The sequence below is a fragment of the Myroides sp. ZB35 genome (assembly GCF_001865835.1).
GTDB classification, from domain to species: domain Bacteria; phylum Bacteroidota; class Bacteroidia; order Flavobacteriales; family Flavobacteriaceae; genus Flavobacterium; species Flavobacterium odoratimimum.
In genome coordinates this window covers 148,087-174,699 of sequence record NZ_CP017769.1, presented here as the reverse complement: position 1 = coordinate 174,699, position 26,613 = coordinate 148,087, and the positions used below count along the sequence as shown (strand labels likewise).

Annotated in this window: 12 protein-coding genes; 10 read left to right on the top strand and 2 right to left on the bottom strand. The window is 33.4% G+C overall.

Annotated elements, in window-relative coordinates:
• Positions 1-564 precede the first annotated feature (564 nt).
• The 8 genes from BK054_RS00700 (at position 565) to BK054_RS00665 (ending at position 20,629) form a co-directional block, all read left to right on the top strand.
• The gene (locus BK054_RS00700) at positions 565-5,301 is read left to right on the top strand and encodes a hypothetical protein (RefSeq protein ID WP_071306878.1); all 4,737 of its coding nucleotides are present in this window, start codon (positions 565-567) and stop codon (positions 5,299-5,301) included.
• 25 nt (positions 5,302-5,326) lie between these two features.
• Positions 5,327-7,609, top strand: a complete 2,283-nt coding sequence (locus tag BK054_RS00695; protein WP_006261811.1) for a hypothetical protein — start codon at positions 5,327-5,329, stop codon at positions 7,607-7,609.
• Positions 7,610-7,629: 20 nt separating this feature from the next.
• Positions 7,630-10,002 carry a hypothetical protein gene (locus BK054_RS00690; RefSeq protein WP_006261810.1) on the top strand — a complete coding sequence of 791 codons (2,373 nt, stop codon included), beginning with the start codon at positions 7,630-7,632 and terminating at the stop codon, positions 10,000-10,002.
• Positions 10,003-10,069: 67 nt separating this feature from the next.
• Entirely contained in the window at positions 10,070-14,281 is a 4,212-nt protein-coding gene (locus tag BK054_RS00685; protein WP_006261809.1) for a hypothetical protein, read from the top strand.
• 55 nt (positions 14,282-14,336) lie between these two features.
• A complete protein-coding gene (locus BK054_RS00680; RefSeq protein ID WP_006261808.1) occupies positions 14,337-15,629 on the top strand; it encodes a gliding motility-associated C-terminal domain-containing protein in 1,293 nt (430 codons plus the stop codon).
• A gap of 8 nt (positions 15,630-15,637) precedes the next feature.
• A complete protein-coding gene (locus BK054_RS00675; RefSeq protein WP_006261807.1) occupies positions 15,638-16,570 on the top strand; it encodes a type IX secretion system membrane protein PorP/SprF in 933 nt (310 codons plus the stop codon).
• A 25-nt stretch (positions 16,571-16,595) separates the two neighbouring features.
• Positions 16,596-18,566, top strand: coding sequence for an OmpA family protein (locus tag BK054_RS00670; protein ID WP_036496858.1), 1,971 nt, complete (start codon positions 16,596-16,598; stop codon positions 18,564-18,566).
• Between the two features lie 998 nt (positions 18,567-19,564).
• Positions 19,565-20,629, top strand: coding sequence for a gliding motility-associated C-terminal domain-containing protein (locus tag BK054_RS00665; RefSeq protein WP_071306877.1), 1,065 nt, complete (start codon positions 19,565-19,567; stop codon positions 20,627-20,629).
• Positions 20,630-20,745: 116 nt separating this feature from the next.
• Here the strand turns inward: BK054_RS00665 and BK054_RS00660 are convergent, their stop codons facing one another.
• The gene (locus BK054_RS00660; protein ID WP_006258682.1) at positions 20,746-21,741 is read right to left on the bottom strand and encodes an IS110 family transposase; all 996 of its coding nucleotides are present in this window, start codon (positions 21,739-21,741) and stop codon (positions 20,746-20,748) included.
• A gap of 144 nt (positions 21,742-21,885) precedes the next feature.
• Here BK054_RS00660 and BK054_RS00655 point away from each other — a divergent pair, with 144 nt between their 5' ends.
• Positions 21,886-22,530: an OmpA family protein gene (locus BK054_RS00655; RefSeq protein ID WP_006258681.1), complete on the top strand. Its 645-nt coding sequence runs from the start codon at positions 21,886-21,888 to the stop codon at positions 22,528-22,530.
• A 174-nt stretch (positions 22,531-22,704) separates the two neighbouring features.
• On the top strand, positions 22,705-23,898 hold the full coding sequence (gene fabV, locus BK054_RS00650; RefSeq protein WP_006258680.1) for an enoyl-ACP reductase FabV: 1,194 nt from the start codon (positions 22,705-22,707) through the stop codon (positions 23,896-23,898).
• A 63-nt stretch (positions 23,899-23,961) separates the two neighbouring features.
• Here fabV and BK054_RS00645 read toward each other — a convergent pair whose 3' ends face one another.
• Positions 23,962-26,418, bottom strand: coding sequence for an ATP-binding protein (locus BK054_RS00645; protein WP_006258679.1), 2,457 nt, complete (start codon positions 26,416-26,418; stop codon positions 23,962-23,964).
• Positions 26,419-26,613: the final 195 nt, after the last annotated feature.

Genomic DNA, 26,613 nt, shown 5'->3' with positions numbered 1-26,613 from the left:
CAGATCTGTTTTGTTCTATAGAATGATATTCTACTTTCTATTTTGTGTGCTAAGAGCGGTGAAATAGTGTCATGATATCATAAAATGTAAGTGGTTTTAGTGTTCTTTTTTGATCAATATTAAGGGGTATTCTAGTTGTAAAATTTACTTTTTTTATTGTGGTATTTATGATTCAAAAAGCTGTTTTTGTTGTTTCAAAAACGCTTTTTTTAGGTGTTTTTCTATTTCTTTTTAATATAGCTCTATTTTTTGGAGATAAATAAAAAAGTATTTTGTAAGTATCTGTTAGCGTGGTGTTAATGGTTTTTTGTTTCATGTTTCATTTTGTTGGTACGTCTTTCGAGCTAATGTTTTGGAACATTTTATCTCTTCTTTTAAGAGAAATTTGTAGCATAAATAATGCGCGTATAGAATTAAGGTGTATGCGTGTAAAATGATGCTAATAAAAACAAAACTAGGCATTGTTAATAATTTAATTATAAAAGACTACTTGATCTAAGATTCATTTGACTAGAACTTTCTTCAGTAGCATTTTTTTAAAATAAGATATTAATCATTATTGTTATGAAAAAAAGATTACTTCCTGTTGCACTTTTATTAGGAACTTTTGCTACTAATGCCCAAGTAGGTATTGGTACAGCAACACCTAATAAATCTGCAGAATTATTAATCGAGTCAAGTAATAGGGGTTTATTGATTCCTAATGTTGCATTAACTAGTGCTACTGACAGAACAACTATCACAAATGGTAATGTTCAAAGCTTGATGGTTTATGCTACAAAAATTTCTGAGAAGAAAGATATTACTCCAGGGTACTACTATTGGGATATCAATAAGTGGGTGCGTTTAACAGCGGATAAAGATATACCTCAGATAGTAGTGAATAATTTCCAAGATATTGTGAATATGGATGGTGATAAAGTACAAACTATCATCAAGAACATCGTTAAGAATACAGAAGGTAATGTTATCTATGAAGGTGATAAGTTTTATACGTTCACTAAAGATGGTGACAAAGTTGTAAAACAAGAGATAAAAGATAAATTGACTTCTATCGTGTATGATGAAGTTACTGGAGACTATATTTATTACAATGAGAATGCTGTAGATCGCAATGGCAAAATCATTGGTGAAGGTATTCGCATTAAAGTAAAAGAGACAGTTATCAATAAGTTTGGTGATATTATCAATAATAAAACTGTTCAAGATCATATCACTAATTATTTAGATGGAACTTATGTAGGTGGTAATGTTTATTATGAAGGTGATAAGCTTACTTATGTAACTAAAGAAGGAGAAAGAAAAGAGGTTTCTATTAATCAAGTTATTACTGCTAATGAAAGTAAGACTGTTATTATCACTGTAAATAAAAAGCAATATTACGTTTCTGAAGAGTATCTAGTAGCTAATAAAGGTGTAGTGCCAACTACAGTAGATGCAGCTAATTTACCAAAAGGAATCTATGCTATTGACGTTGTTGTTGGTGTTGTAAATAACTTAGAAGAGATAGTAAATAAAGGACCTGTTACTGTTGATGGGCGCACATTCAAAACAGTGAATGATTATATTACTTATTTAACAGAGTCTAAAGGTGGATTTACTAAAATTGTTTATGATCAGTCTACAGGGGATGTTATATTCCAAGAATGGGATGAAACTACTCAAAAATATGTGAATGTAGATAACTCTAAGTTTAGTACTATCGTTAAAGGTAATGAGACTTTGACTACATTGTTAGATAAAGGAGATGGTACTTTAGAGTATACTGATGAGAAAGGGAAGACAGTATCATTTGATAGCAATAAAACAACTGTTGAAACACAGAATGGTGTTTATACATTCAAAGATGGTAAAGGTGAAGTGATTACTACTATTGATACCAATGCTAAAGCTATAGGGTATGATAATACTGATTCAGGATTGAGTTCTAAAGATGTACAAAGTGCTATCGATGAAATCGTGAAATCTTTAGGATCTGGTGCAGATGTGTCTATTAAAGATAATAATAACGGAAGTTTCTCAGTAGTATCAAAAGATGGTACTGTATTAGGAACAGTTAATAAAGCAGGATTAATAGATAACACTAATGGTACTTATACATTTACTAATGGTAATGGTAAAGATGTTACTATTGATGTTCCACAATCTGTAATTAACCAGTTTGATAAAATTATCAATGGAGGACCGATTACAGTTAATGGAAATACATATACTACAGTAGAGGAGTATTTAAAAGATTTTGTTGAGAAGAACGAAACTGTAACTACGCTAAAAAACAATAATAATGGTACCTATACTTACACAAGTGAGAATGGAACAGAAACTATTATTGATATTCCATCAAGTGTAGTTAAGCAATTTGAAACTATTGTTAAACAACCTGTAACAGTTGATGGACGTGCATTCACTAATGTTGATGAATATATTAAATATGTAACTGAAACAAAAGGTGGGTTTACTAAGATTGTTTATGATCAGTCTACTGGGGATGTTATATTCCAAGAATGGAATGAGGATAAGAAAGAATGGGTTAATGTAGACAACTCTAAGTTTAGCACTATCGTTAAAGAAAATGAGACTGTTACTACATTAGTTGAAAATGCAGATGGTACTTATACTTACTATAATGAGAAACAAATAGGTGCAGATGGACAACCATTAACAGGTGAGACAGGAGTAACTATTGATCCAAAAGAAGTATCTGTTGCTTTGAATACCACAAAGAATGTGTATGAGTTCAAAAACTCAAAGGGTGATGTAGTTGGTGAAATTGATGCGAATGCTGGTGGTATTGTATATAATGACAATTCAACTCAGTTAGGAGCAACAAATGTTCAAGGAGCGATAGAGAAATTATTAGAAAAAATTACTACAGTAGAAGGTACTAGTGGTGATTTAGTGGTATCAGGTGGTCTTGAATTTATTGCTAAAACAACTGGAGTTAAAGCATTATTAGCAGATGCTAATATCCAAGTAGCAAATAAAGGAATCTCTACTGAGAAATTAGACGATAAAGCAGTTACTAACGAAAAGTTAGATGATAAGTCAGTATCAGCGGATAAGATGACTTCTTTTACTTCAGAAAATGGAACTACTAATCCTGTAGCTGAAGGACAAATCCCTGTTGCTGATGGAAAAGGAGGAGTTACTTATAAAGAAATCTCAGGTGAGACTCTTAAAGGTAAAGCACTTACTTCAGGTTCTATCTCAGTATTTGGTGGAGAAAAAGCTCTTTTAGATGGAACTGTTATCGAAGTTCTAGGTGGAGAGAAAGATGGTCAAGTGTTAGTTACAAAAACAAAAGAAATAGTTGTTGGTAAAAATGCTGACGGTACAGATAAGAAAGAAACTCATAAAGTTACTGAATGGGTAGATCCTAAAGAATTTGTGTCAGGTACTGTAAATGCTAAGAATGGTATTACAGTTGTAAATAACGCAACAGATGGTAGTAGTGAGTTTAAATTAGGAGGTTACTTAACAGAACCAACTGTTATCGATACTAAAGAGAATTCGTTAGCTATTGCTAATATGGATTCAGTAGAGAAAGGAAAAGTATTAGAGAATAATCTAGTTATCGCTGATGCTAATGGTGTGTTAAAACAAACTTCTGCTAAGAACTTGATTGAGGATGCTGTTGAAGTAGGGGATTTAAAAGCAAAAGCTTTAACTACAGATGGAGTTATTGTGATAGGTACTGATAGTACATCAACTACTGTTTTAGCAGATAATTCATTATTAGCTGATGTAAAATTAAACATAGGAAAAGATAAAATAACTGCAGATCATATTGCTACAGGTGCTGTAACGTCTGACGAGATATTAGATGGTACGATTAAACCTGGAGATATGGAATCGGCTGGAGAATCTAAAGTATTAGTTACTGGAGCTGATGGTCAAGTACAGTGGATTGATCAATCTACTTTAAATAATAAAGATACTTTCACAGGAAATGCTCCAATTAGTATTGTAGAAGGTTCAACTAACACAACTGGAGGTAAAGATTATGTGATTCAAATTGCTGATGCGAATGGTACTACAGCTGGTGTTACTAAACAAGCAGAAGTAGATCCAACTATTTTATTTAAAGATGGTGTAGCGTCTGTTAATGTTGAAAATATAGCAAAAACACAAGGTAAGGCTCTTACTTCTCAATCTATTATCGTTAAAGGAGGAGATAATTCTTTATTAAAAGATACTAATCTTGAGATTAAAGGAGGTACATCTGAAGGACAAGTATTAGTGTCTACACCAGAACTTGATGCTAACGGACAACCTGTAGTTGATGAGAATGGTAAAGGAGCATATATCACTAAATGGGTAAATGCTGATAAGGTAGGTGTAGAAGTTACTAATGGTATTCAAAAGATTACTGGTGATGATGGAACTACTAAATTAGGTCTAGGTGGTACTTTAACAGAAGCTACTAAGATCAAAACTGATGTAACAAACACATTAGCAATAGAAGGATTAGCTAGTGTTGATAAACCTGTAACTGATAATAATATTGTTATTACTGATAAAGAAGGTGTGTTAAAACAAACTTCTGCTAAGAACTTAATTGAAGACGCTGTTGAAGCAGGTAATTTAGAAGCAAAGACATTAAAAGGAGCTGGAATTACGGTAACAGCTGGGGTTGAAGAAGGAACTGATACTTCAGTAGCTAGTTCTCTATTAAAAGATGTGACTTTAGGTATTGCTGATGGAGCAGTTACTTCTGATAAAATGAAAGCGACAGTAACAGACGGAAATGGAGGTTCTACTAATGCAGAAGCAGGTATGGTACCAGTTGCTAATGCAAATGGAACAGTAACTTATAATAAAGTTGACGCTAAAGATGTTACTTATACTAAACCTACAACAGATAACGGATTAACATCTAATACTGTAGAAGGTGCTATTAACGAGTTAGCAGGTAAAAAAGGAGATCTTAAAGTAGCAGGAGGAATGTTAACTATCAATGATGGTGGTAAAGATGCTCTTCGTCATGATGCTACTATTTCTTTGAACCTTGAAGGAATGAATGCTATTAAAGTAATTGATGGCGTTTATGGCATAGAAGATAAGGATGTAATCTTACTTGGAAATGCTGTTAATGGAGAAGTAATAGTAAATCTTCCTACAGCAACAGCAGCAAATAAAGGAAAGAAATACACTATCAAAAAGCACGATGCAGAAGAGGATAACTATGTAACTGTAAAAGGAAATATAGAAGGAGCAAGCGAATTATATACTGCTCTTCCTTACTCTGGATGGGATCTAGTATCTGATGGTACTCAATGGCAAATCGTTAACAAATTTTAATCACCTTACTTAATTAGAAATCAAAATGAAAAAATTAATATTATCAGCTACAGTAGCTTTCACAGTTTTAACAACTTCAAATATATATGCTCAACAAGGATTCGGAACTAATACACCAGATAGATCATCTGCTGTAGAGATCGTTTCGGGTAAACGTGGTTTATTGATTCCTAGATTGGATATTCCAAATTTAGACCAAGGTACTCCAGTAATTAATCCTGCTAATGCTTTAATGGTATATAATATTGGATCGAAAACACCAGCTGGTTTTTATTACTGGGATGCAAATTTTAAACACGAAGGTGGATCTAAAGGTAGATGGGTACGTTTCGTATCTTCTAACTCAGGTAGTTCAGTAACAGTTTCTGCAGGAGATAATGTGACAGTTACACCAAAACCAGATGTAAACGGACACGATATCGATTATAATGTAAATGTAAAAGCAGGAACTGCTCCTAATCAAGTGTTAGTGACAAAAGAAGTTACTGTAGAAGGAAAAACTACTTATGTTTCAGAATGGGTTAATCCTGAGGTGTTTTTAAAAGATGTAGTAGCAGGAACTAATGGTGTGAAAACAGAGGTTATTACAGATGATAAAGGAAATACTAAAACAGTTGTAAAACTAGGTGGGGATTTAACAGAGAAAACAATTTTAAATACAGGAGCAGGTAAAGAATTAGCGATAACAGGTCTTGATACATTAACAAAAGGTAATGTAGCTGGACATAATATCGTAGTAATGGGAGCTGATGGTATCTTAAAGAATGTATCTGCTAAAGATTTAATGGAAGATGCTATAGATAAGGGTGCTATAGATGGAAAAGCATTGACTTCTAAAGGGAATTCTATTCAAATAGAGGGTGCTGCAGCTGATACTGCTCTTTTAAAAAATGTGAATATCGAAGTTAAAGGAGGAGAGAAAGCAGGTCAAGTATTAGTTACTAAAGAAGTTAAAGATGGTGAAGGTAAAGTTACTTATGTAACAGAATGGGTTGATGCATCTGCTTTAGGTAATACAGTAAAGTCTGGTCAAGGTATTACAGTTAAAGATGACAACACTGTTAACTTAGGAGGTAAGATTAAAAATGATGGTACTACACCAGGAGCTATTATTGACTTAACTGATAATAATGGTGTTAAAGCTGGTGATATTGCTATTAAAGGATTAGATAATGTAGCTAAACCTGTAACTGATAATAACATTGTTATCGCTGATAAAGAAGGTGTGTTAAAACAAACATCAGCTAAGAACTTAATTGAAGATGCTGTTGATAAGGGTGGATTAGTTGCTAAAACATTAACTACTGATGGTAAAATTGTTATTGGTGATACTCAATCTTCTGAATTAAAAAATGCTGTTTTAGTAGATACTAAACTAAGTATTAAAGAAGGAAGTATTACATCTACAGAGATTCTTGATGGTACAATAGCAAATGTTGACTTAGGTAGCGGAGCTGTATCAGCAGATAAAATGACTTCTAATACTACAGATAATGGGACATCTTCTCCTGCAGGAGAAGGACAAATTCCAGTAGCAGATGGTATAGGTGGAGTTACTTATAAAGAAATCTCTGGTGAGACTCTTAAAGGTAAAGAATTAAAATCTAAATCAATTGTTGTAACAGGTGGAGCAAAAGCTTTATTAGATGAGACATCAATAGAAATAAAAGGAGGTACTACTGCAGGTCAAGTATTAGTTACTAAAGAAGTTAAAGATGCTGAAGGAACAGTTACAGGAACTACTACTGAATGGGTTGATGCTTCTGCTTTAGGAAATACAGTTAAGTCAGGACAGGGTATTACAGTTAAATCTGATAATACAGTTAATTTAGGTGGTGAAATAACAGAGCCAACTAAATTAGATCTAACAGGAAATGGTTCATTAGCTATTATAGGATTAGATGCTCCAGCTGATAAAAATACTGTTTTAGAAAACGTGAAAATAGGAGCAGATGGTAAGTTATATGCTGTAAACAAATCTGAATCTACAGGAAGTATTACTATAACTAAAGAAGGTGATATTAATATCGCAGGAGATACTAATTACTCTATTAATCAAGAGGAAGTGGTAATCGAAGTTACTTTAGGAGCTACAGATACTAATTTAAAATTACCAACTCCAAGCGGTGTAGAAGGACAAACTATTAGTGTGAAAATTGCTAATACAAATGAAAATCACAATGGTTATTTAAATATTGTTCAAGAGAATGATACAGTAAGTAATCGCTTAGCTTATGGAGCTATGCCATTCCAAGGGTGGATTATTAAGTCTAATGGAACGAAATGGATCGTTGTTGGACGTAACTAATAAAAAATAGAATACAAAAGATGAAAAAGACATACATAGGATTTGCCGGACTTAGTTTATTACTTTTATTAGGAACTCAAACAGTTCAAGCACAACAAGGATTCGGAACAGATAAACCAAATAAATCAGCAGCAGTAGATATACAATCCTCAAAAAGAGGATTGTTGATACCACGTGTAGAGTTAGTTGAAACAACTAATCAAGAGCCTATTACTAAACCTGAAACATCATTAATGGTATATAACCAAGCAACAGCTAATGATGTTACTCCAGGTTATTACTATTGGGATGGAACTAAATGGGCTCGTTTTGCTAAACAATCTGAAATTACAGAGATTACTTTAGATGGTGATGTAACTGGACCAACTAATGCTACTGTAGTAGGTAAAATACAAGGGGTAGAAGTATCTGATACTAACCCAACTGCTAATCAGGTATTGACTTTAGTAAATGGTGTATGGACACCGACAACTATTACATCAAGCTTAATTTCTGATGCAAAAGGAATTACAGGTACTGGGATTACTGTAGGAGGTACAGATAATGGAGCAGGATCAGTATTAAAAGAGGTAACTCTTTCGATTACACACGGTGCAGCTAATCAAGTGATGGTAACAAATGCTGATGGAAATGGAACTACTTGGGTAGATCAAAAAGATATCGTTAAAGCTAACGAAACAGTTACTACTATTAAAGAAGGAACAAATATTACTGTAACTAAAGCTGCAGATTCTCATGAGTACACTTTAGATGTTCCAACAGCTACTAAAGATGTAGCAGGTGTAATAAAAGCAGGTGAAGGATTAAATGTAGATGGTACTGGTAATTTAACAGTTAACTATGAAACTGCTAAAGAAAAATTAGCAACAGGTAATGTTACTTCTAATTCAATTGTTGTTAATGATGATAAAGGAAGTGTAGGTTCTACATTCAAAGATGTTTCTTTAGAAATAAAAGCGGGTACTAATGGGCAAGTAATGGTTACTAAAGAAGGTAAAGCTACTTGGGTAGCACAATCTGAAATAGTTCCTACAACTACTAATGCTTTAACTAAGAAAAATAATAATGGTACTGTAGATAGTAACACTATTGTTTCTACAGTGAATGGAAAAGAAGCTGAAGTTAAAGTAATTGATAATGTTACAAATACAGTTGATGGTACTACAATTGTTACTTCTGTTAATGGCGTAGAGTCAGGTTCAGTAGATTTAAAGGACGCTATCCAAGCAGGACAAAAAGTTACTACTGTTGTTAATGGATTAAATACAACAGTAAGTTCATCTGTTAATCCAGCAGGAAGTAATACGACAGAGTATAAAGTAAATGTTTCTAATGACGATATTCAAGCAGCACAGAAGTTAACTACAGTTTCTGAAGGAAATGGAGTGAAAGTAACACCTACTACAGCAACAGGAAGTACTACTACGGATTATAACGTAGCAATTAACACTGATGGAGGAAATGCAGGTGATGTATTAACAGTAGTAAAAGATGGTGATACAAATACTAAAGTAGAGTGGAAAAAACCTGAGGAATATAAGAATATTTATAACTCAGATGGTACTTTAACGAGTAACCGTATTGTTGATTTTGGAAAAAACACGTCTTTAATATTTGAGAAAGGTGGTCAATCTCATGGATTTACTTATGATTCAGATCATACTGGTTTAAATATGTATGGAGATAAAACGTCATCTATAGGTTTAATTTCAAAAGTTGAATCTACTAATGGTATTGAATCGAAATTAAAGTTAAATCATGATAATGATTGGTCACATATTAACTCAAGTGCAGATAAGGGATTTAAATTATCTACATATTATTCAAAAAACATCAGTTTTGAAACATATAAAACATACGATGGAAATAGTAGTGCTCTTATTAACCTTGTTATTCATGGAGACGGAGGAGTTCAAGTTAATAATATTAATAAACCTGAATTTACTGGAGAATCAACTAATAAAGTTGTGGTAGCGGATGCTGATGGTGTGTTAAAAACTGTAGAACGTGCTAAAGTAGCTCCTCAGTTCTTCTATATGCCAGCAGTTATTTTTGATACGAAGTCAAAAGGAACTGGCTTAGAAAGAGATTTATATAAAGAATATGTAGATCAGTTTACAGGAGGAAAAGCAGGAGTAGGAAATGCAGATTATCCTATTGCTCATGGTGCTGGTGGATATACAATGCCTTATACAGGCGGAATAGTGGGGAGTGATGGTGCTCCAGCAGATATAGCTGTATTTGATAAAGGAGAGCTTCATTACTATGTGACTTATTATGACACAAAAGTATTTAAAAATCTTAAGATAGATAAAGATGGTAAGCTTACTTATGACATCATTGGTAATGCGACACCTGCCTCTTATATGAATATCGTTTTTGTAATCAAATAACGAAAAAATAGTTAGGTATCTTTAGCTTAAGATACTTATTAAACTAAATTATAATTACAAATATAATATGATATATAAAATTATAAATAAGATAACAATCAAAGTAGTACTTACTCTAAGTTTAGTCTTAGGAGTAAGTACAACTATGTTGGCAGACGGTTCTAGAAATTTATATCCTAGTGGAGCAAGTGGGCATCGTGCTATGTTATTGGGAAATAAACATAGTTCTCCAGAAGCAATACCTTTTCCTAATGCTGGAGCACATTATGTATATGCTAAAGTAGGGGAAACTATTACGATGGCATCTTCAGCTCAGGGAACAACTAACTGGAGAGATGCTAAGGGAGGAATTACTTTGTATAATCCTTCCGGTAGTATAGTTGTTGATAATAATCAAACAGAAGGGCAAATTCCAAATCGTTCTGCTGAGTTAGCTGGACCTAGGTTAAAAAATGATAGCAAAGGAGGGTATACACCTATTTATTATACTGTTCCAGTAGGAGGTGAAGGAATTTATCGTGTAGAGTTTACTGGTCAAAGAACAGTTGGTAATAATCGCATAGGAGAAACAGGATATGTTCAATTAGCAGATACTCAGTGGAAAGAAGTTGAAGCTTTTAGTATTATAGCTTGGGATGTATCAGTTATTAATGAAAGTAACACAAAGTTTGTTAATGGTAGGGTTTATGCTACGAATTTAAACTTTTCTAATGGAAATTTTTCTAGTGGATCAAATTATCAAGATGTAAAATTTAAAGGGGAATTTTTTGTTCGTACTAATGATGGGTTTACATATAGAGTTACTCATAAGGGGTCTTCAGGTATTGTATGGGCATTTTTTGTGAATAACAATGGTTTCTATGACGCTAAAACAAAGAATTCTTTGTATAAGAGTATGAATAATGAAGCTAGTAAGGTTATTGACAAAATTCATAATCCTAATACTCCAGATGATGATAGTAATATTACCCATAAGATCTACTATACATTACCTGCAAAAGATATGCCTAATAAGGCAAAAGTTGCTATTAATAGTACCTCTTATGGTTTGACTACATGGTTAAATCCTACAGTAATAGAGCCAGAAGTATCTAATGTGAAGATAGTAGGTGCTGAAGGGACAGTAGGTATTTTTGGACATAAAGGTGGGTATATAGAGTTTGACGCCCCTGTAAGTGGACAGCAGTTTACGATTGATATCATAAGTAGTGGATCTGTATTTAAAAGATTAGAAGGAAATACAAAAGAAGGACACAATAAAATTTATTGGGATGGAGTAGGTGGAACAGATGGAAAAACGAAGCTAAAAGGTGTAGTTCCAGTTGATCTAAATGTACAATTACAAGGTGCTGAAGTTCACTTCCCTTTCTTTGATATGGAATATAATATAGGAGGTATAGCAATTGAATTGTTAGATTACCATAATTATAGTAATGTGCTATCAGATTTAGTATTTTGGGATGATAGTGATATACCATATGTAAGCAATGGGTCGATTGTTAATCCTAAAGTTAATACACACTTTACTCCTGGAAATAGAGGAATTAGTAGCAATACTAACGGACATATATGGGGGATTAATGGAAGAGGAGCTAGTAATACTTTTGGTGATAAAAAGTCAATGGATACTTGGACGTTCAGAGTTGGAAATAAAAAAGAGATTAAGACAGAGGTTGTTATAAAAGAGGCAGACCTTTATACGAATATTACTTATAAAGTAGGTGGTACTGGTAAAGGACATAAAGGAGATACAGTAGATTATGTAGTGACAGCAGGTAATAAAGGACCTTCTGATATTATAGCAGATGCTAGTAAAGGAATTCATGGTGCCCCTTTTACATTTACAGTTCCTCCTGGGGTGGATGTAATCAATCCAAAAGGAGTAAAAGCAACTTTTAAATGTGCAAATGGAAATGCTAAAGAATCAGTAGCACTTACTTATGATCCTCTAACGCGTACATTCCGTTCAGAATTACAAATACCTAATGGATGTACAGTTGAGTATAAAATCACGGGAGTGTTAAACGGTATGACGGGATCAATGATTGCAGAATCAACGATTATGAGACCTGCTGACGTTTCTGATCCAGATGCAACAAATGGAGATCCAAATGTGAAACCAACGAATCCACATTATGAATGTTATAATAATGATTCAGGTAATTTACCTGGAGGTAGTGGATCAATAGGATGTAACAATATCAATGAAGTTGTCTTTATGGCACTTGGTGAGTGTGTAGATAAGATATTGTATTTTGAAGATTTTGATCGTGGATATTGGAATGTAAATTCAGGAAGAACAGATTGGAGTCAACGAGCTTCTATTAGTATAGGAGTGAATGGAGAGATATTGACAGAAGAAGGGAAGGTACTAAGAGACGGACCTAGAGGAGGAGCAACAGCATCTTATCTTTTTGCACCAGGTGTTAACGATCGTCGTTATGCAGGTGCGAATAGAAATCCTCATAGTGAAACTATCTCTGTAGCACGTATCAAAAATGGATATTACTCTGTAAATCCTCCTGGGTATGTACAGATGGGAATCCCTACAACAGATTCTTGGCATGAAGGAATATGGGTAGAGAATGCACCAAGTAATGATCCAACTGAAGCAAATAGTAATTTTGACTGGACTCCAGCTTGGGATAATGCTAAAGCGATAAGAGATATGTCTGGAGCAGTAAATGGTTCAGCATTCTTAGTAAGAGGAGCTGCTTCAGCTGCGCAAAGCATTAAACCATTTTATGAGTTTGAATTAGCAGAAAAAATAGAGAAAGACAGAGTTTATACTTTAGATATCTATTCTTATGTGACTTACCATGATAAAGATTATATGATCATGGATGTGTTAGATAAAGAGACTGGTCATATCTATGCATCAGTTCCACTGAAGTATGGAGGTGTTGGATTGCCAGAAGGAGCTAAGCCAGAAGGATTTAGTTTAGGATGGGTACCGTTGACAGCTAGTTTTACATTTGCAGAAGCTGCATGTGATGATGTAGTAAGTAAAAATGTGAAGATTGCTATTCGAGGGAGTCAAGATAGAGCTTTAGAAACTGGAAAAGGTTTTGGACATACTCTGATAGATAATATCACATTCTCTAAGCGCATTCAAGATCCAAGTTGTGGAATCCATGTCTCTAATATTACTTGTGCAGATGAGTGTTATCAAGACATCGTAGGTAAAGGTTTTGGATGGTTTCATAGAGCTGGAGCTCAAAAAGAAGGTAGTAATGTGGTTGAGAAGTTTGAACAACCTGCTACAGATGGAGGATTTGTTGTAGATATTTATCGATTAGACAATTCTTTTAATATGGTTATTAATGGAGTACCTCTTTATAAAGAAGAATTAGAGTTTGAAACAGGCCATGCAAATAGAAATGTACGTTTTAAATCTGATGGAAAAAGATTTGGAGAGACAGGAACTAGTGCTGTTTGGAATGTGAATAAAAACCCTAATGATGATGAAAGTGATAATACACATATTGATCAGAATGATCGATTTAATAACCCTTCACCAGTTATTCGTGTTAATATTGATAAATGGGGGAATGTAACATTATGGGGAAAAAGAACTACGAATGCTTCATTAGAAGAATTGGAAGTGTATGATCGATATAATGGAAATGTAGCGGTACCGTTGCAAGTAGTACATTGGATTTCAGAAGGAACAGGTGCAAATATCAATAAAGTAGATGTAACTCAAAATGTAATTGGTCAAACGATGATGTATGGTTTTGGTTATGGTCAACAGCAAAAAGAGTGTGAAACTTGTACTATAGAGAAAGAAGGAGTGTTTACAGATGAGAGTAAAGATGGATATGCACAAGTAGGAGAAACAATCTTATATACTTTCGATGTGAAAAATGCTGGAGATATGGATATAGAGGATATTGAGATTATTGATCCATTGTTTGGATTTACTATTAAGCTAGATGAGCGCACTCATTTACCAATACAAGAGGGAGTGACTTTCTCAGGTGATAAAAATAATAATGGTATTTTAAATAGAAATGAGACTTGGACGTTCACAGTATCTTATAAAGTAACAGAAGCTGATATATTCGAAACGAAAGGAGTTTATAATCAAGCTACTGTAAAAGGAGTTGGTAAATTGCCTAAATCAGAACGTACTGTCGAAGTAAAATCAACAGATCCAACACCATATAAAGAAGGTGACGAAGGATGGGATGCTACTAAAGAATTTCATACTTATGTACCTTTAAAAGGGAATGGATTATTGATAACGAATCCTATGATTTATCAAAAAGTGAGATAATAGAATAATAACTGTGCTAGTTTCACACTAGCACAGTATTTAAAAACTGAAAACTATGCAATCAAAAAAAATATATAAATCAGTTGCCTTATTAGGTTTAGCATTGCCAGCTACAGTAGTAGCACAGCAAGCTAAGAAAGACCAAGTAATGGTAAACCAAGGAAAGATTTCAGTAGCAGAAGGTGGTGTAATGTCTACTATCTATGATTTTGACAATACAAAAGAAGGGTATGTAAAGAATGATGGAACGGTTTATTACTACAGCAACTTTAACAATGACAATATTTACGATCACAGCACGAACGCCAAAGGTTCTAAAGCTGTGTTCACTCCTTTTGAAGAAGCAAAAGGAGCTCAACATATCACAGGAAGCCAACCTTCTAATTTCTTTGACGTAGTACTAGATAACGCTACTAAAGACATGGCCTTCGACCTAAAGAACGAGGCTAACATAAGAGGTAGTGTAGACTTTAAAGATGGTATCATTAAGGTAGACTCACTAGCAGGGATGCTAACCTTCCACCAAGGAGCGAAAGCACTTAAGCCTACAGATAGAAGCCATGCAGAAGGATATGTAGAGAAGATAGGTAATGAGGAATTCCAATATCCTAAGGGAGATAAAGGACTATACCGTTATGCTAGAATCACTGCTCCAGACCATGTAAAGGATGCGTATGAAGGAAAGTATAACTTAGATGATAAGAACTTCTTTAGAGCGCGTAGTGCTAAGTCAGGAGTGATTAACTTACTAGATGAGCGCGAGTACTGGACAGTAGATAAAGGAAGTGATAATAGCAAAGGAGACATCATGCTGACGTTAAGTTGGGATGAGCGTACTACACCTAAAGAGTTATTAGTAAACCCAGAGAAAGAATTACACATCGTACGCTGGGATGCTAAGCAACAACTTTGGGTAGACGAAGGAGGAGTAGTAGATCTAGAGAAAAAAGAGATCACTACACCTACAAGTGTTAAGGGGTACGGATTCTTTACATTAGCTACTGTGAATACAGACCTAATCTTAGACGGAGATATCGTTATTTATAACCTTGTTTCTCCTGATGGAGACGGTAAGAATGATTACTTTATCATAGATAATATCAACAGATTCCCTAATAATACAGTAGAGATTTATAACCGTTGGGGAGTTAAGGTATATGATACGAAGAGTTATGACAGTGCAGGTAATGTGTTTAGAGGATACTCTGATGGACGTGTTACTGTAAATAAAGGGGAGAAATTACCTACAGGTACTTATTTCTACATCGTGAGTTATGAGTATAAAGACGCTAGCGGTTCGCGTATGATTAAGAAATCGGGTTACCTACATTTAGAAAGCAATAAGTAAGAGAATACATGAATATTCAACAAAACATAAAGAAAATCGGAATCAGCCTATTCGCCTTAGGCTGCTTTTCTCAAATGCAAGCTCAACAAGATCCACAGTATACACAGTATATGTATAATGCTAATATGATCAACCCAGCTTATGCAGGTAGTAGAGGAACACTGAACGTATTCGGGATGTACAGAACACAGTGGGTAGGACTAGATGGAGCACCTAAGACTGCGAATGTATCTGTATCTACGCCTCTTGGAGAAAGTGGATTAGGACTAGGAGTGAACTTTACGAATGATCGTATAGGAGCGATGGATGAGAATAATATCTCTGTAGATTTAGCTTATGCTATTGACTTAAACGCTGATTATAAATTAGCATTCGGGTTAAAAGCGACTGCTAATCTATTAAGTGTTGATTATACAAAGCTTAATATCCACAATCCTACAGATCCTGTAAGCCAAGAGAATCTAAATAACAAGTTTAACCCAAATATTGGAGCAGGGGTTTATTTATACTCTGACAAAGCTTATGTAGGATTATCGGTTCCGAACTTTTTGACTACAGATCGCTACGATGATAATGATATTACGACGATGCGTCAGAAGATGCACTTCTACTTAATGGGAGGGTATGTATTCGATGTGAGTGAGAACTTATTATTTAAGCCGGCCGCTTTAGTTAAGGCAGTAAGTGGTGCACCATTACAAGTAGACTTGACAGCTAACTTTTTGATGTATGACAAGTTTACATTAGGAGCTGCTTATCGTTGGGATGCTTCGGTTAGTGCATTGGCAGGGTTCCAGGTAAATGATAATTTATTTGTTGGATATTCTTATGACTTTGAGACTACTGCACTTAAACGTTATAACTCAGGTTCACACGAGATTTTCATGAGATTCGAATTATTTAACCGTCGTAGTACAATTAATGCTCCTCGTTTCTTCTAATAAGAGAGGAGTTAAGAAAACAAGTATGAAAAAACAGCTATTGAGAATAAGCTTATTGACGATGTTGCTTTTCGTAGGTATGAGTACCTATGGACAGAAGGTAGCAGAGAAGAAAGCGGATAAAGAATATCAAACCCAAGCTTACGTAGATGCGATTAAGATCTATGAACGCATCGCTAGCAAAGGGTATACTAATGCTGATATGCTGAAGAAGTTAGCGGATGCATATTACTTTAATGGAAAGTTAATAGAAGCAAATCAGTGGTATACTGAATTGTTCGAAGGTCAATACGAAGATAAAGGTAAAGAAGTGTTACCATCAGAATATTATTATCGTTACGCACAGACGCTAAAAGCTGTAGAGAACTATGATAAGTCAAAACTGATGATGGAAGAGTTCTCTAAATTAGAGGCAAACGATTCTAGAGCACAACTTTTTGAATCTACTAAAGACCGTTATCTAAAAGAGATAGAGAATAACTCTGATCGCTATGAGCTAAAGAATATAAGTGTGAACACTGCCTATTCAGATTATGGAGCAGCTTTATTAGGAAATCAGTTGATTTATACTTCTGCTCGTAATACAGAACATCAGTCAGGAAAGAGATTACACGAATGGACGAACGAGAGTTTTACAAGTTTATACAGTAGTGTGATTAATGCAGACGGTACTTTTGAAGAGCCCGTGAAGTTTGCACCTGAGTTAGACACTAAAGTAAATGAAGCAACAGCTGTATTTACTTCTGATGGGAAGACGATGTATTTTACACGTAATAATACAAGTGCAAAAGGAAAGAGAAGATTAAATAAAGAGCATTCGACTTTATTAAAAATATATAAAGCGACTTTATCAGAAGAAGGTAAATGGGAGAATGTAGAAGAGTTGCCGTTTAACTCGGATAACTATAATACAGCTCACCCAGCTTTAACACCTGATGACAAATGGTTATATTTCTCTTCAGATAGAGAAGGTACTTTAGGACAATCTGATATTTTCAGAGTAGCATTATATCCTACTGGAGAATATGGTAAAGTAGAGAATATAGGGAATAAAGTAAACACAGCAGGTAGAGAGACATTTCCATTTATATCTAAAGATCACTTCTTGTTCTTTAGTTCAGATGGACACCCAGGACTTGGTGGTTTAGATGTATTCGTGACGAAGATTAATGTAGATGGAAGTGTAGGTCAAGTGACGAATATGGGAACACCTATTAATAGTAGCACAGATGATTTTGCATTCTATATTGATAGTAAGACACGCAAAGGATTCGTTAGTTCTAATAGAGTGAATGGTGTAGGGGGAGATGATATTTACTTCTTTATGCAGAAAATATGTCACCAGAGCCTAGAAGGTATTGTGTTTGATAAAGATACTCAAGAGGTATTAGCCAATGCTAAAGTAACTGTGTATGATAACTCATATAAAGTGATAGGAGAAATAATCACTGATGATAAGGGATATTATAGAATAGATGAACTAGAGTGTAGAGGGAAGTATCGCTTAAAAGCAACAGCTGAGAAGTATAATACAGAAGAAGTAATCGTACAATTAGATGCTGTAGCTGGAGGAGTTAAAAAACAAGATATTCCTTTAGAGAAAACAGAGAAACCTATTACTAAAGATGATGATCTATTTAAGAAATTAAAACTGAATCCAATCTATTTTGATTTTGATAAATCAAATATTCGTAGAGATGCATCTATTGAATTAATGAAAGTGGTAGAAGTATTAAAAGAGTACCCTACTATGAAGATAGATGTACGTTCTCATACAGATAGTAGAGGGAATGATGATTATAACTTAAGATTGTCTGATCGCAGAGCGAAGTCTACAGTACAGTGGATTATCAGTCAAGGTATCGAGGCAAGCCGAGTGACAGGACAAGGATATGGTGAGACACAATTACAGAATAAGTGTAGTAATGGAGTGCCATGTACAGTAGAAGAACATCAGTTAAATAGACGTAGTGAATTTATTGTTACAGAATTGTAATATAATGACTTAAGTTTACGTTTATACTATATTATAATTGTTCTTAAAAACAACAAAACAATTTTTTTTTCGACCGATCCTGCTGTAGGATTTAAAACTAACAGCATTAGCCACTAAAAGCTCCCGTAAGGGAGCTTTTTTTATTTGTAGTATTTGGTATTGATTGCTATTATAGTTTTCATTTTAGATATTGTTATTTGTAGTATTAAAGGTTAATTAGGATGTATTAGAACATAAGTAGTATGGTAGCTGTCTATTATGAGATTTTGATAATGTAATTGATCATATTACATTTAATAGGATATTTATAGGTTGTTTATGGGGTAGTGGTCGCATACTTTTATCTCTTTTTTATGCGAGCAGTATCCCATAACTATGGGACCACTATGTGATCAGTCTAATTAGGGGTGTCTCGTCCTACTATAGCTGTACAGTTTTTTTAGGACGGATTACCCCTTCATTTTTTAACCTGATGTCTTATTAGGGAGTTTATTATTGGTAGCTTATTTGGTGTGAAAGACATAAAAAGATAAAGTATTCCATTAGTTAGAAACTTATGTGCTGTTTCCTTAGGGGGGGCATCTATATTTTGTTAGTCTTAGGTTTATGGATTTATACTGAGTAATGTTTTTTAGATTTTTAAGTGATTGATTGTTTGAATATTAATATACTAAACTGTATATAATGTCTTTTTTAGCTTTTTTATTTGGTTCAAGAGTTTAAAAAACAATGTTTTTCAAATATTTAAAATGTATTAAACGAGGGTTTTATGTAATTATAGAGGGTTTTCAGACTTAAGATGAGTATTGTTTTGATTTAAAATCATTAGAAGTAGAATTTTTTTGTTAATAATTGTTTAATAGATAGTGTGTTAAAAAATGTTTTTTAATTGATTATTAAATGTTAATTTTATTTTTAATTTTGTTATTTGTTATAATGTTTGCTTTTGGTATGTGTATATCTGTGAATTTTATATAAATAAGTGTAAAAAAAATGATATGAAAAAAGGGAATACATTGAAATTAATACCTGTGCTTATAACTTCTTGTGTGCTACATGCACAAGAGAAAGTAGAGCTTTATAATACAGGAGAAATGTTTGTATCTGCTAATGAAGTCTTGTTTGTAAGTGGAGAGTTTGTTAATAGTGCTCAAGGAAATTTTGTAAATTCTGGAGATATCTATTTTTTAGATGATTTTAGTAATACAGGTGCTTTTGTTTTTTCACGTTCAGTCAAGGCTAGTCAGGTATTCTTTGAACAATTGAGTGAAGCTAAAGCAAAACAAAAAATATCAGGAGGAGCAAATTCCACTTTGTTTGAAGATGTAATCTTTAATAGTAATGGAATTGATTTAGAGAATGAAATAAGTATTGCTGGTAAAGCTTATTTTGAGCGCGGTCATGTAGTTGTAAATACTCCATTATCAGGAAGTATTACCTTTTTAGAAAGCTCAAGTGTAGAGGGTGTAGGAGATGAAAGTCACGTAGTTGGTATGGCCGATCTAGATGCAAAAAAAGAAATGGAAATGCCAGTAGGAGATGGGACATATTATCGCCCAATTACCCTAGGAGAGAGTAGCGGATTACAAAATTTATTTCAAACCCAGTATAAACGTGTAAATCCTTTGGTGGGTCGAGCACATAATGTTAAAAATGCGATTATAGATATAAATAATGAGGAGTATTGGGAAGTAAAGAATGAAGCGAGTAATGGAGCTATTATATTAACTTTAAGTTGGAATGAGCAAACGCCCCCTTCTTTTTTATTGGCTAATCCAGAGAAGAGTTTACACATTGTTCGTTGGGATGATAAGGGCTTAAAATGGGAAGACTTAGGAGGTATAGTAGATGTATCAACAAAGACTGTAAAGACGCCTATTGTAGTAGAAGCTCAAGGTGTTTTTACATTGGCATTAGTGGATTCAGATTATAATTCAGAATTAAAGATTTATAATGCAGTTTCGCCAGATGGGGATGGAAAGAACGATTATTTTATCATAGAGAATATAGATAAGTATCCAAATAATTCTGTTCAGATTGATTACTATGATAAAAGCAAATAATAATTCATAATATTTATTTCGTTTTTCTGATAATAATTCAATTATCTAAGACATAGACATGCCTGGAATAATGTATATTATCCTCTATGTTTATATCCGTTATGTATAGCTTTTGATTAAGCTACTTGTTTCATTACATACATTTTTCGGTTTTCAACGCACGCACATATACGTTGTACTAATTTGTTTCTTACATTGTTTAACACAAGCATTTTGTGCTTTCCGTCTCCCACTTTTCTCTCATAATAACTCTTGATCTCTGGATCATGCCTAATACTTGATAATGCACACATATGTAAAAGCTTTTTAAGCTTCTTATTTGACATGAAGTGTACTTTAGGCTTTCCTTTTACGCATTTGCCTGATGTATACTCAAAAGGAACTACTCCACAGTATGATGCTAACTGTCTAGCATCATCAAATGAGGTAAATCTATTAGTATAACAGATCAAGAACATTGCTGTAATAGGCCCAATACCAACTACAGATGTAACACAGTCATAAATCTCTTTAATTTCTTGATGCTCTTTTAACAGAATATCTAATTGATTATCTATTGACTTAATCATCTCTTCTAAGGCTTTTAATGAAGCTTTTTCATTAGTACATAGTATTTTATACAAATCAACATTAAAGTCCTTTAATTCATTTGTTCTTGTACTCATTGCCGTTTTATGAGCTATACTCATTTCACGTTGACCTAATAATGCTTGCATCTTATCTATTACTTGATCAGATGCTTTAAACAAAGTTGCCTCTTCTTGATTCTTTTTAGCATATAACGCTATTCTTGCTGAATCTACCTTATCATTTTTCCCCCTTTGTATTCCACTACTTCTAATAATCTTGTAAGCCATCTCTACCCAGATATTACAGTTTTTAACTTGTAATTCTCTAACTAAAATATTCTTATAAATTCCTGTATGTTCCATACAGACTAATGTATTATCAATAGAACAACCTTCACTCTTCATCCATTTCATAAATTCTAAAACACCTTTCTTTGTATTAGCAAATTGGTTGTGCTTATACTTGTTTACTTCTACATAAATTGATGCATCAAAATACTCTTTTGAAATGTCGATTCCGATAAATTGTGTAAATTTGTCCATATGATAATTATTTAAGGCAACCTATTACTAAATATCATCTAAACCTTAATACTAGACCCGAACGTCTTAATTACTAGTCTGATACCTTTTAGTAGAATCAACAAAGTCCTACTCAGTTCTTAAGTCATTAACTTTGTCAACCGTTTGGTTCACTCTGTTGATTTGGTTGCTTTATTATACTTCTATAAAATTATCATTTTCTTATTCAACAAATCTAAAGGAGATTACTATGTAGCCGTTAAAGCTAAAGGATATAAATCTGAAGAAGTATCTGTAGAAGATGTTAATAAGGATGATTCTATAGAGGTTGACTTTGAATTAGAAAGAAGTAAGGCATTTTCATCTCTTAATTATCCAACTGATGATGATAACGACTATATGGAACCTAAAAGAAAGAATGAAGGTAATCCAAGAATTGGAGATGATTTAGGTAAGCTTACAGATTTAGCACCGATATACTTTAATAATGATAGTTCTGTTATTAGAAGTGATGCACAATTAGAATTGTCTAAAGTAGCATCTATTATGATGACTAATCCTTCATTAAAATTAGAAGTTCGTTCGTACACTTCTAGTGTTGGTCCTGATGAGTATAACTTAAGATTATCAGAGCGTCGTGCAGATCAAACAGTAGATTGGTTAGTACGTCAAGGAGTGAATAGATTGAGATTAAGAGGTGTAGGATATGGAGAAAGAGGAATTATCAATCGTTGTAAAAACAATGTTCCTTGTAGTGAGAGAGAACATCAAGAGAATAGAAGAAGTGAATTTATAATCACAGATTTATAAGAAGTAAAAAAGGTTGGACATGTCCAACCTTTTTTTTATCTCATAATTAAAGTTTCTTGTTGAAGATGAGGAATTTGTAGATATGTTATTTTATAATAATAAATATGTATTGTTGTGATAAAATGCGTAATTTGCAACTTGGTTTAAATTCAACTAAGTAGAAAAAGATTTATAATGATTATACAACCTAGAACTAGAGGATTTATTTGCTTAACTTCTCATCCAGAAGGATGTGCAGAGAATGTAAAAACGCAAATCGAATATGTTAAGTCTAAAGGACAAATAGTAAACGGACCTAAAAAGGTATTAGTAATTGGAGCTTCTACAGGATTTGGATTAGCTTCACGTATTTCTGCTGCTTTTGGTTCTAATGCAGCTACAATTGGTGTGTTCTTTGAAAAACCAGGTACAGAAGGTAGACCAGGTACAGCAGGATGGTATAATTCTGCAGCTTTTGAAGAGCAAGCTAAACAGGCTGGTATTTATGCAAAGAGTATTAATGGAGATGCTTTTTCTGACGAAATTAAGAAAGAAACTATAGAGCTAATTAAAAAAGACTTAGGTCAAGTAGATTTAGTTGTTTACAGTTTAGCTTCGCCACGTAGAACTCATCCAAAGACTGGTGTAGCTTATGCTTCAGTATTAAAACCTATCGGAGAACCTTTCACTAATAAAACAGTAGACTTCCATACAGGTGTTGTATCTAATATTAGTATTGATCCTGTTAAGGAACAAAGCGATATTGATAACACTATTGCTGTAATGGGGGGAGAGGATTGGAAATTCTGGATTGAAGACTTAAAAGCAGCGGGTGTTTTAGCAAATGGAGCTAAAACAGTTGCTTATTCTTATATAGGACCTGAATTAACTTACCCTATCTATAGAAATGGTACTATAGGTATGGCTAAAAATGATTTAGAGGCTACGGTACCAGTAATTAATGATTTACTTAAAGATCTTAATGGTGTATCTTATGTTTCTGTAAATAAGGCTTTAGTTACTCAATCAAGTTCTGCTATCCCTGTTGTTCCTTTATATATTTCATTATTATATAAAGTAATGAAAGAGAAAAATATTCATGAAGGATGTATTGAGCAAATGCAACGTTTATTTGCTGATCGTTTATATGGAGGTAGTTTAGCTTTAGATACAGAAGGACGTATTCGTGTTGATGATTGGGAGATGAGAGAAGATGTACAATCTGCAGTAGCTAAGTTATGGGAAGAGGTAACTTCAGAGAATATCGAAGCTATTTCTGATTTAGCTGGATATAGAAAAGACTTCTTCAACTTGTTTGGATTTGAGTTTGATTCAATTGATTATACATTAGAATCAGATGAGCTAACAACAGTTGCTAGTTTGAAATAATAGACAAGATTATTGTTATATATAAAGCCCCTTAATATTCGTATTAAGGGGCTTTTTGATTAGTTATTCTTCTAAGTGATTCTGTTTTATCTGAGTAAGTATTAAGTTTATTTTATCTTCCAATACCTCAATATAGTTTCTTAGTTCAAGTTGAGTTTCGAAAGTTATTGTTTTATCTTCTAGTACTTCTAGAAGAGGTATAATGGATGTAATTTCAAGTTGTCTGAACATAGGTAGCATTTTATGAGCTATATTTCCAATTTGTTCTAAGTCAAAATCTTCTTCAGCATAATGCATGTCTAATAGGTTCTCTTCTGTACTTTCTATAAAGATTACTAGAAGGTTCCTTAAAGCATTAAGATCATCTCCAATAAATTGTTTTAGTGTATTCGTGTTATAAGTAGCACTTATTGTTGTTTGATTATTAGCGTCTTCAATGTTCTTTTCTTTAGTTCTAGAACTGTTTAATTGATAGTCAAGATTAAGAATATTAGAAATTAGAATTAGTAACTCTGTAAGCTGTAATGGTTTTGGGTGCGCAGAAGCAAACCCTGCTTGAGTGAATTCTTCCATTGTAATATCTCTTTTACCAGAAAGTGCTATAACAGGAATGGTCTTAAAATCAGTATTTTTCTTTAAATGACTTATAAGCTCAAATCCGTCCATCTTAGGCATCTGAATATCACTAAGTATCAAATTGTATTGATCTTCTTTTAAAATAGCTTCTATGGATGTAGGATCGAAAGTTACAGTGACTTTATTAAATAAAGGAGAAAGAATCTCTTCCATCAATTGTAACTGTACTTTATCATCATCTATAACAACTATATTTATCCTATTAAGAGATTGGAATACAGATTGTAAGTCATTGGTGTGTACAATTATATTGGTGTCTTCTTCAGCTTCTATAATAGGTATTGTAAAGGTGAAGGTAGATCCTTCATTCAATATACTCTCTACATGAATAGTTCCTCCTAATAATTCAATCATTCTTTTAGAAATATTAAGTCCTAATCCAGTACCTCCAAATTTCTTTTCTATTCCATCATGAGCTTGTTGAAACTCGTTAAAGATATTCTTAGTTTGGTTAGCTGCTATTCCTATTCCAGAATCAGAAACTTTAAAGACTATATATTCTTTTTCTTTCGTAACACTAACATTCACTCCTCCTTCTTGTGTAAACTTGATTGCGTTAGTGACTAAGTTTGTTAGTATTTGCTTTATACGATGCGGATCTGAGACAAAGTTGCTATTTAAGCTATCTTCAATTGACCAATTTAATTTTATGTTTTTGTTCTCAGCATTAGGCACTAGTATATTACATGTGTTATCTACTAGTTCTTTAGGGTTGAATGCTTTCTGTTGTATACTTATTTTGTTGTTCTCTAATCTAGAGAAATCTGTTAAGTCGTTGACTAAATTTGTGATATACTTAGAAGAAGACTTAATGTTGTTAACGTACTTCTGTTGTTTGTTATCAAGGTTTGTTTGATCTAATAAATCAGTAAAACCAATAAGTCCCCCTAGAGGAGTCTGTAAATCATGAGTTACTGTAGCGAGCAGCATAGACTTACTGCGCAGTAGCACTTCATTCTCTTTATTTAGTTTTTCTAATGCATTTCTGTATTCCTGTGTTTGATTGATATCCCTAATGATAATCCACCCTAGTATTAAAACTACGATTAGTGCAGTCCCTCCGATATACGCGATATTGGTAGAAGCAGCGCTAATTCTAGATTTTGACTCATTGATCTTTTGATAAGATAGTGTAAGTATATTTTGTTCTACATTCTGTAGGATACCTCTTAGCTGATCAGTGATAATCTTGTTTTCTTTCAGTAAACGTTGTTCTTGGTTGAGCAAGTTGTTTTGTTTGTCATTGATTTTCTCTTGTGTAGCGATAAGGATACGCTCCATTGCATTGATAATAGAGTCAGATATACTAGGATAGTTAATAGTTGTTTTAATAGTATCAGTATGATCTCCTTTGAATAACCTTGCCCAACCACTTCTTTTCTCCTTTTCTTTACTTTGGATTACGATAGGTTGTATGTTTTTCTCTATTTCTTCACGGATATTGTAGATTTCAGAGAAAGCCTCAGTGTATTTGTTTTCAGCAGAAAGATCTTTTCTAGCTTTGATAATGTTTTCAAAACTGACTTTTTTACGAGAAAGTAGGTCTTTAACAGAGTCAAGCTTCACTACTGTAATAGGATCTTGTACATGTGTTTGTACCAAGTTAATTTGCTTAACGATGGTGTCGAGCTCTTTATAATAGAGCTTGATATCTTTACTATTACCACTCAGAATAGCTGTTCTACTATAAGCTTCACTACTGTATAGGTTATTGATAGCACTAGTAACTAAGAAGATTTTATTATTTTCTTCAATTACATGCTCCTCAGGAATAGTAAATTTTTTAGCCTCTTTATAAATATACGCTCCAGAGAATAATGCAGCTGCAAATAGCGTAAAGTATAGAAAGAGAATCTTCGCTTTTATAGATTTAGGTGGCTTCATGTATAGATAAAGTTTGGTGTAAAATTACAAAAGAGAGTTCAATGATTGTGTTAAAAGCAATAGTCTTTGCTAAAGTTTATTTTTAACTGTTTTTGTTTAAGTATATCTTTTTTGGTATTAATGTTGTTTTTTGTTTTGTATTTAACTTTTTGTTTGTATTTTTGGTTTAGGTGATTAGCGGTGTTTATTGCCCTT